Raw genomic sequence first — 13,086 nt, forward strand, 5'->3', positions numbered from 1 at the left:
GAGCGAAGCGGTCGCGCCGAACGATTTGGCGAAGGGGCAAGACGATGACGAACCGTTTGAAGGAAATGGGCGAAACCGCTTCGTGGCGGTTGATGGTGAGCGCAGCCGTCGAAGGCGCGAAGAAGGCGGGCTATTCGATGAAGCGCCAGCCGGGGCGCGGATTGAGCAACGTGTGGGAAGCGTCGAAGGGCGGCGAAATGAAGGTCGCGTCCATCCGCACGACGCGCGATCGTTGGATCGCCTTCCCGCCGCTCGATAACGGAACCCGTTGGAAGACGCTGGATGATGTTGAACTTGTGATCGTGTCCGCCGTGGACGATCACGAAAACCCGCAGAATGTAGACGTGTATCTGTTCCCGGCGGACGTAGTTCGCCAGCGGTTCGACGCATCCTATGCCGCGAGGATCGAAAATGGCCATACCGTTCGTGACGATTTCGGCATGTGGGTGAAGCTGGACGCAGCGGACGCCGATCTTCCCACGCAGGCGGGGGCGGGCTTGGCTGTCGAGTATCCCGCAATCGTCCGGTTCACGATTGACGAACTGGAAACCGGAACGCCGGTCGCGACCGAGAAGGCTGTTGCTGAAACGCCTGTCGCACGCGAGGAAGTGAACGAAGCGCCTGCATTCTCAACCGTGGGCGACGTGCTGGCATTCGCCCGAAGCGAAATCGCCCGCCTGTCCGGCATGTCGTCGGATTCGATCAAGCTGGATTTGAAGATCGAAGCCTAACCGGCGCGATCGTCGCGAACGTCAAAAGGGCGGGCTTCGGCTCGCCCTTTTTCGTATCTGGCGCGGAAATCGCCGAAACGTCCTTTGCCGGTCCTTGGCAGTGACCTACCGGCGAGGCTGGGCCTACCGGCGATTCCCCTACGGGGATGATCTAAACCACTGTTTTACTAGGGAAAAATGGTGCTGCCGGTGAGGATTGAACTCACGACCTCAGCCTTACCAAGGATGCGCTCTACCACTGAGCTACGGCAGCACCGGATTCGACCCCTGTCGGGGTGAGGCGGCGCTATGGAGAATGTGGACGCGTCCGTCAAGGCGCTTGCCGCGATGCCGTCGACGGCCCTATCGAACGGGTCATGCCGACCAAGGATGAGGAACGCGCCGCGCGGCTCGCCGCGGCGCTCAGGGAGAATCTCCGGCGCCGCAAGGCCCAGGCGCGGGGGCGGGATGTCGTGTGCGGGGATGAGCAAACGCCGCGCTTTGGGACAGGCCCCACCCCCGTCCCCTCCCCTAAAGGGGAGGGGTGAAAGGTTACGCCTTCTTCGGAGGGGCCTTCAGCGCCGCCTCGATCGCGCCCGTGACGCTGGGGTCGCCCGGCGGGGTCTTGGTGCCGAAGGCGGCGATCAGCTTGCCGTCGCGGCCGACGAGATATTTGTGGAAGTTCCAGCGCGGCGTCTTGTCCGGGCCGAGCACCGCCGCTGCCCAGCGATAGACCGGCAGCGCCTTGGGGCCGACCACGTCGCCCTTCTCGGCCAGCGGGAAGTTGATCCCGAACTTCGCCTTGCAGAAGCCCGAAATCTCCTTGTTGGTCTTATATTCCTGATCCATGAAATCGCCCGAGGGCACGCCGATCACGGTGAAGCCCTTCGCCGCATAATCGGTCTGCAGCTTCTGCAGCCCCTCATATTGGGGCGTGAAGCCGCAGAAGCTGGCGGTGTTGACCAGCAGCACGACCTTGCCGGCATATTTGGAAAGCGGCATCGGCGCGCCGTCGATCGCCACCAGGTTGAAGCTGGACAGCGTCTTGCTGGCCGCGCCCGCGAGCGGCGGGGTCGGCGGGGCGACGGGGAATTCGGCCCAGGCGATGGCGCCGCCGCCGAGGATGAGCGCCGCCGCGGCGGACAGGATCAGGGTCTTCTTGCGCATCGTCAGTTCCTCTCGAAAGTCGGTCGATTTCATCGTCAGCAGGCGGATTTTCTCGTCATCCCAGCGAAAGCTGGGATCGCTCTCTAAACGCGCCCGGCTCGAGGTTGAGAGTGATCCCAGCTTTCGCTGGGATGACGGTGAGTTTTCGTCGCCATGCTAGAGCGGCCGTGTCACCTCCGCCAGCCAGGCGCGCGTGTCCTCGGGCACCAGCGGGCCGATCTCGGCGAGGACGCGGGCGTGATAGGCGTCGACCCAGGCGCGCTCGGCGGGGTCGAGCAGGGCGGTGTCGATCAGCGTGCGGTCGATCGGCGCCAGGGTGAGCGTTTCGAAGGCGAGCATCGCCTTTTCCGCGCCGGGAATCGCCTGCGGCGTCACCAGCACCAGATTCTCGATGCGGATGCCATATTCGCCGGCCTTGTAATAGCCGGGCTCGTCCGAGAGGATCATGCCGGGCTGCAGCGGCTCGTCGCCGCCGCCGAAGGTCGCGATGCGCTGCGGCCCCTCATGCACGCCGAGATAGCTGCCGACGCCGTGGCCGGTGCCGTGGGCGTAATCGAGGCCGGCCTGCCAGAGATATTGGCGGGCGAGGATGTCGAGCTGGCCGCCGCGGGTGCCCTGCGGGAAGATCGCGCGGGCGAGCGCGATATGGCCCTTGAGCACGCGGGTGAAGCGATCGCGCATCTCGGCGGTGGGCGTGCCGATCGCGATGGTGCGGGTCACGTCGGTCGTACCGTCCTGATACTGGCCGCCGGAATCGATGAGGAAGAGCGAGCCGGGTTCGATCGGCCGGTTGGTCTCCTCGCTCACCCGATAGTGGACGACCGCGCCGTTCGGGCCGGCGCCGGAGATGGTGTCGAAGCTCAGATCCTCGAGCCGGCCGGTCTCCTCGCGAAAGGCCTGGAGGCGGGCGGCGGCGGTCAGCTCGTCGAGGCCGCCCTCCGGCGCCTCCACCGCCATCCAGTGGAGGAAGCGGGTGAGCGCCGCGCCGTCGCGGTGATGGGCGGCGCGGGTGCCGGCGATCTCCGCCTCGTTCTTGATCGCCTTGGGCAGCACGGCGGGATCGCGCGCCTCGATCACGGTGGCGCCGGCCTTGTCCAGCGCCTCGAAGATCGCGGCGACGGCGCGCTCGGGATCGGCGATGACGCGCTTGCCGGACAGGCCGGCGAGATGGCCGGCAAAGGCATCCCGCGGATGCAGCCGCACGGCATTGCCGAGATGCTGGGCGACATCGTCGCTGAGCTTGCCCGGCTCGACGAACAGGTCCGCCGTGCCGTCGGCACCGACGAGGGCGTAGGCGAGGGCGACGGGGGTGCGATCGACATCCTTGCCGCGAATGTTGAACGTCCAGGCGATCGAATCGAGCGCGCTGAGCACGGCCGCGTCGGCCTTCTGCGCGGTCAGCCATTCGGCGATGTCCTGCCGCTTGGCGGCCGCGCTCTTGCCGGCCAGCGCGTCGGGATGGACGACCAGCTTGGCCTCGGACGGCGCCGGCCGGTCCGGCCAGATCGCGTCGACCGGATTGGTGTCGACCGCCACCAGCTCGGCGCCCTTGTCCTTGAGCGCGGCGCGCGCCTGCTTCACCCAGCCTTTGGTGTGGAGCCAGGGATCATAGCCGATCCGCGCGCCCTCCGCGGCATGGCCCTTGAGCCAGCTCGCCACGCTCGTCTCCGGCACCGACTGGTAGCTCCAGTGGCTGCCGTCCACCTGCTCGCGCACCTGCAGCGTGTAGCGCCCGTCGACGAAGATCGCGGCCTCGGCAGGCAGCACCACCGCCGAGCCGGCCGATCCCTGGAATCCGGTCAGCCAGGCGAGGCGCTGTGCATAGGCGCCGACATATTCGCTCATATGCTCGTCGGTGAGGGGGACGACGAAGCCGTCGAGCCTGCGTTTGGTCAGTTCCTCGCGAAGCGCCTGCAATCGATCCTGGTAAGTGGACATGAACTCATACCTGCCTAAATGCGTGGGATAGAACATAGGCGCGTCCGCCTCGCCGCGCCAGACAAGGAACCCTCGCCATGATCCTTCCCGCGCCGCCCACCGCCCCGTCACGCCCGCACAGCTTCACCCGCCATGGCGTGACCGTGGAGGATAATTGGGCCTGGCTGCGCGATCCCGGCTATCCGGCGGTGGAGGACAAGGTGATCCTCGCCCATCTCGAGGCCGAGAACGCCTATTTCGCAGGCGCGATGGCGCCGCGCGCGGCGCTGGTCGAGACGCTGTTCGAGGAGATGAAGGGCCGGCTGAAGCAGGACGAGGCCAGCGTGCCGGTGAAGGATGGCGACTGGCTGAGCTGGTGGGCGTACCGGCCCGGCGAGCAATATCGCCGCTGGTATCGCCGCCCCGTCGCGGGCGGGCCGGACGTGCTGATCCTCGACGAGCCGGCGCTGGCCGAGGGCAAGGCCTATTTCCGCCTCGGCGCGATGGCGCAGAGCCCGGACGGCCGGTTGCTCGCCTATGCGGTCGACGACAATGGATCGGAGCGCTTCACCCTGCGCATCCGCGACCTGGCGACCGGAGAGGATTTGCCGGACGTCATTCCCGGCACGCTCGGCGGCGTGGTCTGGCGGGCGGATTCGGCGGCGCTGGTCTATGGCCTCGTCAACGACAATTGGCGGATCGACGTCGCCAGGATGCATCGCATCGGCACGCCGGTGGACAGCGACGTGGAACTCTACCGCGAGGCGGACGAGGGTTTCCAGGTGGGCATCGGCCACAGCCAGTCGCGCCGATTCCTGATCCTTTCGACCGGCGATCACGTCACCAGCGAGGTGCGGCTGGTGCCGCTGGCGGATCCCGAGGCGGCGCCGATCCTGGTTTCGCCACGCCAGCCGGGGCGCGAATATGAGGTGGAGGAGCATGACGGCACGCTCTTCATCCGCACCAACGACACTCATCCCAATTTCCGCATCGCCGCCGCACCGCTGGAGGCGCCGGGCGACTGGCGCGAGGTGATGGCGCCGTCCGACCATTTCTACGTGCGCGGGCTCACCACCTTCGCCGGCTTCTACGTGGTGTCGGGCCGCGAGGACGGGCTCGATCAGATCCTGCTGCGCGGCTATGCCGACGGCGAGACGCGCATTCCCTTCCCGGAGGCGAGCTATGTCGCGAGCCTGGCCGCCAATCCCGAATATGATGTCGGCACGCTGCGCCTCTCCTACCAGTCGATGGTGACGCCGCCGACCGTCTATGACTATGCGGTGGCGACGGGCGCGTTCGAGACGCTGAAGGTGCAGGAGATACCGAGCGGCTATGACGCGTCGGCCTATGCGACCGAGCGGCTGCACGTGCCGGCGCGCGATGGCACGCTGGTGCCCGTGTCGGTCGTCTATCGCAAGGATTTCGCCAGGGACGGATCGGGGCCGCTGCACCTCTACGGCTATGGCGCCTATGGCATCGCGATCCCGCCCGGCTTCTCGACCGTGCGCCTCTCGCTGCTCGACCGCGGCTTCGCCTATGCCATCGCGCATATCCGGGGCGGCGACGATCTCGGCTATCGCTGGTATCGCGACGGCACGCTGGCCAAGCGCACCAACACCTTCACCGATTTCGTCGACGTGGCGAAGGGGCTGATCGCGGCGGGCTTCGCCGCGCCGGGGCGCATCTCCATCTCCGGCGGCTCGGCGGGCGGCGAACTGATGGGCGCGGTGATGAACAGCGATCCCGATCTATGGGGCGCGGTGGTGGCGCATGTGCCGTTCGTCGACGTGCTCAACACGATGCTGGACGACAGCCTGCCGCTCACCCCCGGCGAATGGCCGGAATGGGGCAATCCGATCACCGACAAGGCCGCGTTCGACCTGATCCTCAGCTATTCGCCTTATGACAATGTGCGCGCCCAGGCCTATCCGCCGGTGCTGATCACCGCCGGGCTCAACGATCCGCGCGTCACCTATTGGGAGCCGGCGAAATGGGCCGCGCGGCTGCGCGCGACCAAGACCGACGACAATATCCTGCTGCTCAAGACCAATATGGGCGCGGGCCATGGCGGCAAGTCCGGCCGCTTCGAGCATCTGCGCGAGGATGCGGAGGAGCAGGCCTTCATCCTGTGGCAGCTCGGGATGGCGGGGTAAGGGTGGACGTCTGTCGCCCCCTTCTCCCGTTCGGTTCGAGCGAAGTCGAGAACCCCCTTCGAGCGAAGCCGAGAAGGGAAAAGAACCCTCGACTTCGCTCGGGCGAGGTTCTCGACTTCGCTCGAACCGAACGGGTGTGGGGTGTGAGAGTCGTCCTGGAGGCGAATCGATGACGCGAGCGCTGCCATGACGCCGTTCGAGCAGGAGATCGTCGCTGCGGCGGAGGACATCGACGAACTCGGCCATGTCAACAATGCGGTGTGGGTGCGCTGGATCCAGGACGTCGCGACGGCGCATTGGCTCGCCGTCGCCGATCCGGCGCATGTCGCGGCGTGGCTCTGGGTGGTGACGCGGCACGAGATCGATTATCTGCGCCCGCTGCGCGAGGGCGAGCGGGTGACGGCGCGCACCTGGATCGCCGAGCCGCCCAAGGGCGCGCGCTTCGACCGGCATATGGAATTCGTCGGCACCGACGGCCAGTTGCATGTGCGGGCACGCACGACGTGGGCGATCATCGACCGGGCGAGCGGCCGGCCCGCGCGGGTGCCGGCGGAGGTGGCGGCGCCGTTCCTGGCGGGATGACCCGTCCCGGATAAGGTTCAGCCGGCGAGCGCGCCGATCATCGCGGCCAGCGCGTCGGGCGCGCGGACCATGCCGAGATGGCTGCAGCCGACCTCGATCGCCGCGTCCCGCTCATGGGTTTCGCCGCGGGCGCAGGCGGGATCGATCACACCGTCCCGGGCCGACCAGATGGCGACGGTCTGCACCGGCGGCTTTTCCGGCAGGTTCACCGGCAGCGGCGGCGCGTCGACGGGGTGACGGGCGATCAGCTCGTAGAGGCGCCAGACGCGGTTGCCGCGCGGATCGCCGGAGAAGGGGCTGCCCATGGTGATCACCCGGGTGACCGCATCGGGGCGCTCCTTGGCAAGCTCGCGCGCGAACAGGCCGCCGAGGCTCCAGCCGACCAGCGCGACCGGCTCGCCCGCTTCGGCGCGAACCTGGTCCAGCCGGGCGGACAGGCGCACCAGCGTATCGGCGCGCGTGCCGAAATTGATGCCCATCCGCCAGCCATAGGCGCGATAGCCAGCCTGTTCGAGGGCGCGGCGCATCAGCACGGTGGACAGATCGGTGGCGAGAAAGCCCGGAATCACCATCACCGGCTGCCCGCGGCCGCGGACCACCGCCGGCGCGAATCGCGCCGTGGCGGGCGATGACGCTACGGCATGACGCTTTTCGGTCCTGGCAGTGACAATTTGATGACGGGCCATGGCCTCTTCAAACGGCAAATCGGCTTTCCCGTCAATGAACGAGGCCCGGTTTGCCCCCGGCTGCACCCGCTTTTCCGGCCCCGCCGATCTCCGCCGCCGGCATCGCATGCGGCTTGATGGTTTCGCCGGAGCGAAAAGCGCTCTAGGGGCGCGGCGATGGCCCCGCACGATCCCCATCGCCGCCACCTCGAAGGCCTCGCCCGCCGCGATCGGCTGCGTGCGCTCGCGCCGCGGGCCGGGCTCGACTTCGCATCCAACGACTATCTCAGCCTCGCGACTTCCCCCGAGCTGCGGGCGGTGGCCGAAGCGGCGCTGGCGCGCGGCGTGCCGCTCGGCTCGGGCGGATCGCGCCTGCTGCGCGGCAACCATCCCGAGCATGAGGCGCTGGAAGCCGAGGCCGCGGCCTTTTTCGGCGCGGAAAGCGCGCTCTGGCTGTCCAGCGGCTATGGCGCCAATTCGATGCTGGTGGCGACCCTGCCGCAGCGCGGGGACCTGATCGTCCACGATGCGCTGATCCACGCAAGCACACATGAAGGCCTGCGGCTGACCCGCGGCGAAGCCGTGCCGGCGGCGCACAACGACGCGGACGCCTTCGCCGATGCGATCGCCGCCTGGCGCGCGCGGGGCGGCATGGGGCGGCCGTGGATCGCGGTGGAGAGCCTCTACAGCATGGATGGCGATCGCGCGCCGCTCGCCGCGCTGGCCGCGATCGCGGACCGGCACGAGGCATATCTGCTGATCGACGAGGCGCACGCCACCGGCGTGTTCGGTGCGGATGGGCGGGGGCTCGCCGGCGCGCTGGAAGGGCGCGAGAATGTCGTCACCCTGCATACCTGCGGCAAGGGGCTGGGCTGCGAGGGCGCGTTGATCGCGGCCCCGCGCGTGCTGACCGACTATATCGTCAACCAGGGACGCGGTTTCATCTTCTCGACCGCGCCGTCGCCGCTGATGGCCGCGGTCGCCCGCGGCGCGCTGGCGCTGGTGCGCGACCGGCCGGAGCGCCGCGACCGGCTGGCCGCGCTGGTCGCCGCCGCGGCCGCGCTGTTCGAGCACGAACTGGGCGTCGCGGCCAGCGGATCGCAGATCCAGCCGGTGATCCTCGGCGACAATGGCCGCGCCATGCGGGTCGCGGGTGCCTTGCAGCAGGCGGGCTTCGACGTGCGCGGCATCCGCCCGCCGACTGTGCCGGACGGCACCGCGCGGCTGCGCGTCTCGCTGACGCTCAACGTATCGGAAACAGATGTCGCGGCGCTGGTGGCGGCGATCGGGGCCGCGCTGTGAGCGATCCGCTGTCCGCCTTCGGCCGGGCGGAAGCCTATGACGCTTATGCGCAGACGCAGCGCCACGTCGCCGAGGCGCTGGCCGGCCGGATCGCCGCGCTGCCCCTCCCGAAGGCGCCGCGCGTACTGGAGATCGGCTGCGGCACGGGATTCCTCACCGCGGCGCTGCGCCCGCGTATCGGCGGCGACTGGACGGTGACCGACCTCGCGCCGGAAATGCTCGCCCGTTGCCGGGCGCGTATCGGCGACGGGCCGGGTCTGTGCTATCGGCTGCTGGATGGTGAGCGTCCCGATCTCGCCCCCGAATCCTTCGATCTCATCTGTTCGAGCCTCGCCTTCCAATGGTTCGCGGATCTGCAGGGCGCGCTCGAGCGGCTCATGGCGCTGCTCGCGCCGGGCGGCCGGATCGCCTTTGCGACCATGGCGGAGGAGAGCTTCGCGGAATGGCGGGCCGCCTTCGTTTTCGCCGGACTGGAGCCGGCGACGCCGCTCTATCCGTCGATCACGCAGCTGGCGGCGCTGTCCGACGCCGCCATTGCCGAGGAGCATATCGTCGAGCGGCATGCCGACGCGCGGGCTTTCCTGACGGCGCTGCGCGGGATCGGCGCGCAGAGCCCGCGTGCGGGGCATCGGCCGGCGACGGCAGCGGAACTGCGGCGGGTGATGGCGGCGTTCGAGGCGGGCGGCGCGAGCGTGACCTATCATGTCGCCTATGTGGTGGTGGATGGAGAATGAAGGGCTTCGTTGTTACCGGCACCGGTACGGGCATCGGCAAAACCGTGTTTTCCGCCGCGCTCGTGGGCGCCCTGGATGGCTTTTACTGGAAGCCCGTCCAGTCCGGGCTCGAGGAGGCGACAGACAGCGAGACGGTTGCCTCGCTCGCCGGCCTCGCGCCGGAGCGCATCCTGCCGGAGGCGTGGCGGCTCAAGCTGCCGGCGTCGCCGCATAGATCAGCGGCGGTGGAAGGGGTCGAGATCGATCCCGGCTCGCTGGAGCCGCCGTCCTGTCCCGGCCTGCTGGTGATCGAGGGCGCTGGCGGCCTGCTGGTGCCGCTGACCCGCACCACGCTCTTCGCCGATCTGTTCGCGCGCTGGGGCTGGCCGGTGGTGCTGTGCGTCGGCACCGGGCTCGGCTCGATCAACCATGCGCTGCTGTCGGTGGAGGCGCTACGCGCACGCGGACTTTCCATCCATGGCCTCGCCTTCATCGGCGAGCCGCATCAGGATGACGAGGAGATCATCTGCGCGATCGGCGGGGTCCGGCGGCTGGGCCGGCTGCCGCGCGTCGACCCGCTGAACCGCGAGCGGCTGGCCGCCGCCTTCGCCGTCCATTTCGACATCGGGGATTTCGCCGCATGAGCTCGCCCGTCTGGCACGCCTTCACCCAGCATGGCCTGCGCGAGCCTATCCCGCTGGTTACGCATGCCGAGGGCGCGACGCTCCACACCGCGGATGGCGGCCGCTTCGTCGACGGCATCTCTTCCTGGTGGGTGACGACGCACGGCCATTGCCATCCGCGGATCATGGCGGCGATCCGCGCGCAGACCGAGCAGCTGGACCAGCTGATCTTCGCCGGCTGGACGCACGAGCCGGCCGAGACGCTGGCGCGCGGCCTGATCGACATCATGCCAGCGCCGCTCGCCCATGTCTTCTTCTCGGATTCGGGCTCCACCTGCGTCGAGGTCGCGATCAAGATGGCGCTCGGCTACTGGGCCAATATCGGCGCGCCGCGGCACCGCCTGATCGTCATGGAATCGAGCTATCATGGCGATACGATCGGCGCGATGTCGGTCGGCGAGCGGGGGGTCTACAATCGCGCCTATGCGCCGCTGCTGTTCGACGTCGACAGCATCCCCTTTCCGGTCGCGGGAGCCGAGCAGGCGACCCTCGACGCGCTCGAGCGGCTGTGCCGCGCGCCCGAGCGGCCGGCGGCCTTCATCGTCGAGCCGCTCGTCCTCGGCGCGGGCGGCATGCGCATGTACGGGCCCGCCGTGCTGCGCGAGATGCGCGCGATCTGCGCCGCGCACGACGTGCTGTTCATCCTCGACGAGGTGATGACCGGCTGGGGCCGCACCGGCACGCTGCTGGCCTGCGAGCAGGCGGGCGTCGCGCCCGACATCCTCTGCCTGTCGAAGGGGCTTACCGGCGGTTCGGTGCCGCTGGCGGTCACGCTCGCCGCCGCGCCGATCTTCGAGGCGCATCGCTCCGAGGACCGGTCTCGCATGTTCTTCCATTCCTCCAGCTACACCGCCAATCCGATCGCCTGCGCGGCGGCCAACGCCAATCTGGCGATCTGGCGCGAGGAGCCGGTGCGGGAGCGCATCGCGGCGCTGGGCGCGATGCAGGAGGAGAGGCTGCGGGGACTTGCCGGCCACGATCGGCTGGTCGACCTGCGCCGCTGCGGCACGATCGCGGCGATGGAGATGGCGGTGGACGATGGCGGCTATCTCGCCGGGCTCGGCCCCCGGCTCACCGCCTTCTTCCGCGATCGGGGGCTGCTGCTGCGGACGATGGGCAACACCATCTACGTCATGCCGCCTTATTGCATCGAGACGGACGATCTCGATCGCATCTATGCGGCGATCGGCGAGGCGGCGGAGCGGGACTGGGCATAAGCGGCCTTCATCCTCCTGCTGCTGCGGGGCAACGGGGGACGATGGTTCAGAACATCCAGGCGCCGCCGCCGACGCTGACCAGCTGCCCCGTCATGTAGCTCGACCGGTCGGACGCGAAGAACAGCGCGGCATAGGCGATGTCCTCCGGCCGGCCGAGCCGCTTCAGCGGCAGGTTGCTGATATTGTGCAGCGTGCCCTGCTCCATCGACTCCACCATCGCAGTGGGCGTGCCGATGACATCCTTGCCGAACCGGTTCCAGAAGCTGCCCGGGCCCATCTGGTCGTCCTCATAGGGCACGATCCAGCCCGGCGCGATCGTGTTGACCCGCACGTTGCGGTTCGCCCATTCATAGGCGAGCGCCTTGGAGAAGCTGTTCACATAACCCTTGGTCGCGCCGTAATTGACGGTGCCGTTCGCCGCCTCGCCAAGCAGCGAAGCGTTGGACGAGATGTTGACGATGCTGCCCTGCTGGCGGCCGAGCATGTCCTGCGCCACCGCTTGGCAGCAATTCACCACGCCGTCGATGTTGAGCGCGATCTCCCAGCGGCGGCCCTCCTCGTCGAAATCCTCGAAGGGCGCGGGATGGGCGACGCCGCCGGCATTGTTGATCAGCACGTCGACCGGCCCGAACCGCTCATGCGCGACGGCGACCATGGCATCGACGCTCTTGCGATCGGTGACATCGGTGGCGACCGCGACGATCGTGCCGGCCAGGCCCATGGCGCGGGCTTCCTCGGCGATGCCCTCGCCGGTCTTCTGATCGCGCGAGGCGCTGACGACGTTCAGGCCTTCGCGCGCGAACTCGATTAGCAGCCCGCGTCCGATGCCGCCGCTGCCGCCGGTGATGATCGCCGTCTTGCCGGCCAGACCCAGATCCATGATTGTCTCTCCCACATGCGGCCGACCGACCAGGCCAACCGAACCGCGAAACCGCAAACCCGTTTGGGCTGAGCTTGTCGAAGCCGTTCCTTCTTCCTTCGACATCGGAAAAGAAGGGGAGTGCTTCGACAAGCTCAGCACGAACGGGAAAATGTGCCCTGTGACGTCTAAATGCCGAACCCGCCGGCCACCGAGATCTGCTGCCCGGTGATATATCCCGCCTTGTTCGAGGCGAGGAAGGCGACGGCGTGGCCGATCTCCTCCGGCTGGCCCCAGCGCTTGAGGCAGAGCAGCTTCTGCACCTCGTCGGTCCAGGCCTGGTCGAACACGCCCTGCTTGGTCAGCTCCAGGAACATGCCCGCCTCGATCACGCCGACCAGCACGCTGTTCGCGCGGATCCTGTTGACGCCTTCCTCCTTGGCGATGCCGCGGATCAGCGCCTCGATCGCGCCCTTGGGCGCCACCGACAGCGCATCCTTGGGCGGCCAGTAGAGGTCGCCGGCCGAGCCGAGATTGACATAGGATCCGCCGCCCGCGGCGCGCAGATGCGGCAGCGTCGCCTTCAGCACGTTGAAGAAGCCGCCGAGATCCTGCTCGACCGCCTCGGTCCATTGCGCGTCGCTGATATCGGCGATGTCGACCTGCTCGGTGAGCATCGCCGCGGCATAGACGACGGTGTGGATCCGGCCATGCGCCGCCACCGCTTCCTCGACCGCGGCCGCCACCGACGCGCGGTCGCCGGTGGTGAGCGCGTGGCTCGTCACCTTGACGCCGATCGCGTCCATATCCTGCTGCGCTTCGTCGGCCTTCGCCTTGTTGCGCCGATAGGTGATGGCGACGTCGCTGCCGGCGCGCGCCAGCTCCTTCGCCACCACGCTGCCGATGCCGCCGCTGCCGCCGATCACCAGCGCGCAGCCCGCGGGAAAGAGCGCCTCGCCCATCCTGTCTCCCTCGATTGTCCTCATGGCGGCGCGGGTGCGGCCGCCGCTCGCAATTGCGCGGGCACGCTAGGCGCGCCGCTTCGGCCGGACAAGGAAGCGGACCACCCGATCCCCTGCGCGTCCGCCCTGTTTCGGGCGCGATCGAACGAAGTGGCC

General features: G+C 68.5%; 12 protein-coding genes and 1 tRNA gene. 7 read left to right on the top strand and 6 right to left on the bottom strand.

Going from position 1 to position 13,086, the window contains the following annotated elements; translation table 11 throughout:
* The first annotated feature begins 44 nt into the window (after positions 1–44).
* Positions 45–731, top strand: a complete 687-nt coding sequence (locus GQY20_RS01080) for a hypothetical protein (protein WP_157215192.1) — start codon at positions 45–47, stop codon at positions 729–731.
* Positions 732–909: 178 nt separating this feature from the next.
* Here GQY20_RS01080 and GQY20_RS01085 read toward each other — a convergent pair.
* The 3 genes from GQY20_RS01085 to GQY20_RS01100 form a co-directional block, all read right to left on the bottom strand.
* Positions 910–984, bottom strand: a tRNA-Thr gene (locus tag GQY20_RS01085).
* A gap of 278 nt (positions 985–1,262) precedes the next feature.
* Complete coding sequence (locus GQY20_RS01095; RefSeq protein WP_157215194.1) at positions 1,263–1,877, bottom strand: glutathione peroxidase; 615 nt, start codon at positions 1,875–1,877, stop codon at positions 1,263–1,265.
* A gap of 156 nt (positions 1,878–2,033) precedes the next feature.
* A complete protein-coding gene (locus tag GQY20_RS01100; protein WP_157215195.1) occupies positions 2,034–3,815 on the bottom strand; it encodes an aminopeptidase P family protein in 1,782 nt (593 codons plus the stop codon).
* Positions 3,816–3,892: 77 nt separating this feature from the next.
* On the opposite strand from GQY20_RS01100, the gene GQY20_RS01105 reads away from it, so the two are divergent.
* Complete coding sequence (locus GQY20_RS01105; protein ID WP_157215196.1) at positions 3,893–5,947, top strand: S9 family peptidase; 2,055 nt, start codon at positions 3,893–3,895, stop codon at positions 5,945–5,947.
* Positions 5,948–6,133: 186 nt separating this feature from the next.
* Complete coding sequence (locus GQY20_RS01110) at positions 6,134–6,529, top strand: acyl-CoA thioesterase (protein WP_157215197.1); 396 nt, start codon at positions 6,134–6,136, stop codon at positions 6,527–6,529.
* Positions 6,530–6,546: 17 nt separating this feature from the next.
* Here GQY20_RS01110 and GQY20_RS01115 read toward each other — a convergent pair whose 3' ends face one another.
* Positions 6,547–7,215: an esterase/lipase family protein gene (locus GQY20_RS01115; protein WP_157215198.1), complete on the bottom strand. Its 669-nt coding sequence runs from the start codon at positions 7,213–7,215 to the stop codon at positions 6,547–6,549.
* Positions 7,216–7,371: 156 nt separating this feature from the next.
* On the opposite strand from GQY20_RS01115, the gene GQY20_RS01120 reads away from it, so the two are divergent.
* The 4 genes from GQY20_RS01120 to GQY20_RS01135 are packed head-to-tail and all read left to right on the top strand — an operon-like array spanning position 7,372 to position 11,109.
* Positions 7,372–8,496, top strand: coding sequence for an 8-amino-7-oxononanoate synthase (locus GQY20_RS01120; protein ID WP_157215199.1), 1,125 nt, complete (start codon positions 7,372–7,374; stop codon positions 8,494–8,496).
* Entirely contained in the window at positions 8,493–9,230 is a 738-nt protein-coding gene (locus GQY20_RS01125) for a methyltransferase domain-containing protein (RefSeq protein WP_157215200.1), read from the top strand. Before GQY20_RS01120 ends, GQY20_RS01125 begins: the two co-directional genes overlap by 4 nt.
* Positions 9,227–9,853, top strand: coding sequence for a dethiobiotin synthase (gene bioD / locus GQY20_RS01130; protein ID WP_157215201.1), 627 nt, complete (start codon positions 9,227–9,229; stop codon positions 9,851–9,853). The genes GQY20_RS01125 and bioD overlap by 4 nt, the downstream gene beginning before the upstream one ends.
* Entirely contained in the window at positions 9,850–11,109 is a 1,260-nt protein-coding gene (locus GQY20_RS01135) for an adenosylmethionine--8-amino-7-oxononanoate transaminase (protein ID WP_157215202.1), read from the top strand. The genes bioD and GQY20_RS01135 overlap by 4 nt, the downstream gene beginning before the upstream one ends.
* Positions 11,110–11,155: 46 nt before the next feature.
* Here the strand turns inward: GQY20_RS01135 and GQY20_RS01140 are convergent, their stop codons facing one another.
* Positions 11,156–11,989: an SDR family NAD(P)-dependent oxidoreductase gene (locus tag GQY20_RS01140; protein ID WP_157215203.1), complete on the bottom strand. Its 834-nt coding sequence runs from the start codon at positions 11,987–11,989 to the stop codon at positions 11,156–11,158.
* A gap of 167 nt (positions 11,990–12,156) precedes the next feature.
* A complete protein-coding gene (locus GQY20_RS01145; RefSeq protein ID WP_157215204.1) occupies positions 12,157–12,930 on the bottom strand; it encodes an SDR family NAD(P)-dependent oxidoreductase in 774 nt (257 codons plus the stop codon).
* Between the last annotated feature and the right edge of the window lie 156 nt (positions 12,931–13,086).

The sequence above is a fragment of the Flavisphingomonas formosensis genome (assembly GCF_009755815.1).
GTDB classification, from domain to species: domain Bacteria; phylum Pseudomonadota; class Alphaproteobacteria; order Sphingomonadales; family Sphingomonadaceae; genus Flavisphingomonas; species Flavisphingomonas formosensis.

Excerpts from the sequence above, each read along its gene's own strand:
- GQY20_RS01120 (WP_157215199.1), top strand. The coding sequence starts at position 7,372 with ATGGCCCCGCACGATCCCCATCGCCGCCACCTCGAAGGCCTCGCCCGC.
- GQY20_RS01115 (WP_157215198.1), bottom strand. The coding sequence starts at position 7,215 with ATGGCCCGTCATCAAATTGTCACTGCCAGGACCGAAAAGCGTCATGCC.
- GQY20_RS01080 (WP_157215192.1), top strand. The coding sequence starts at position 45 with ATGACGAACCGTTTGAAGGAAATGGGCGAAACCGCTTCGTGGCGGTTG.
- GQY20_RS01135 (WP_157215202.1), top strand. The coding sequence starts at position 9,850 with ATGAGCTCGCCCGTCTGGCACGCCTTCACCCAGCATGGCCTGCGCGAG.
- GQY20_RS01145 (WP_157215204.1), bottom strand. The coding sequence starts at position 12,930 with ATGGGCGAGGCGCTCTTTCCCGCGGGCTGCGCGCTGGTGATCGGCGGC.
- GQY20_RS01095 (WP_157215194.1), bottom strand. The coding sequence starts at position 1,877 with ATGCGCAAGAAGACCCTGATCCTGTCCGCCGCGGCGGCGCTCATCCTC.
- bioD (WP_157215201.1), top strand. The coding sequence starts at position 9,227 with ATGAAGGGCTTCGTTGTTACCGGCACCGGTACGGGCATCGGCAAAACC.
- GQY20_RS01100 (WP_157215195.1), bottom strand. The coding sequence starts at position 3,815 with ATGTCCACTTACCAGGATCGATTGCAGGCGCTTCGCGAGGAACTGACC.
- GQY20_RS01110 (WP_157215197.1), top strand. The coding sequence starts at position 6,134 with ATGACGCCGTTCGAGCAGGAGATCGTCGCTGCGGCGGAGGACATCGAC.
- GQY20_RS01140 (WP_157215203.1), bottom strand. The coding sequence starts at position 11,989 with ATGGATCTGGGTCTGGCCGGCAAGACGGCGATCATCACCGGCGGCAGC.
- GQY20_RS01105 (WP_157215196.1), top strand. The coding sequence starts at position 3,893 with ATGATCCTTCCCGCGCCGCCCACCGCCCCGTCACGCCCGCACAGCTTC.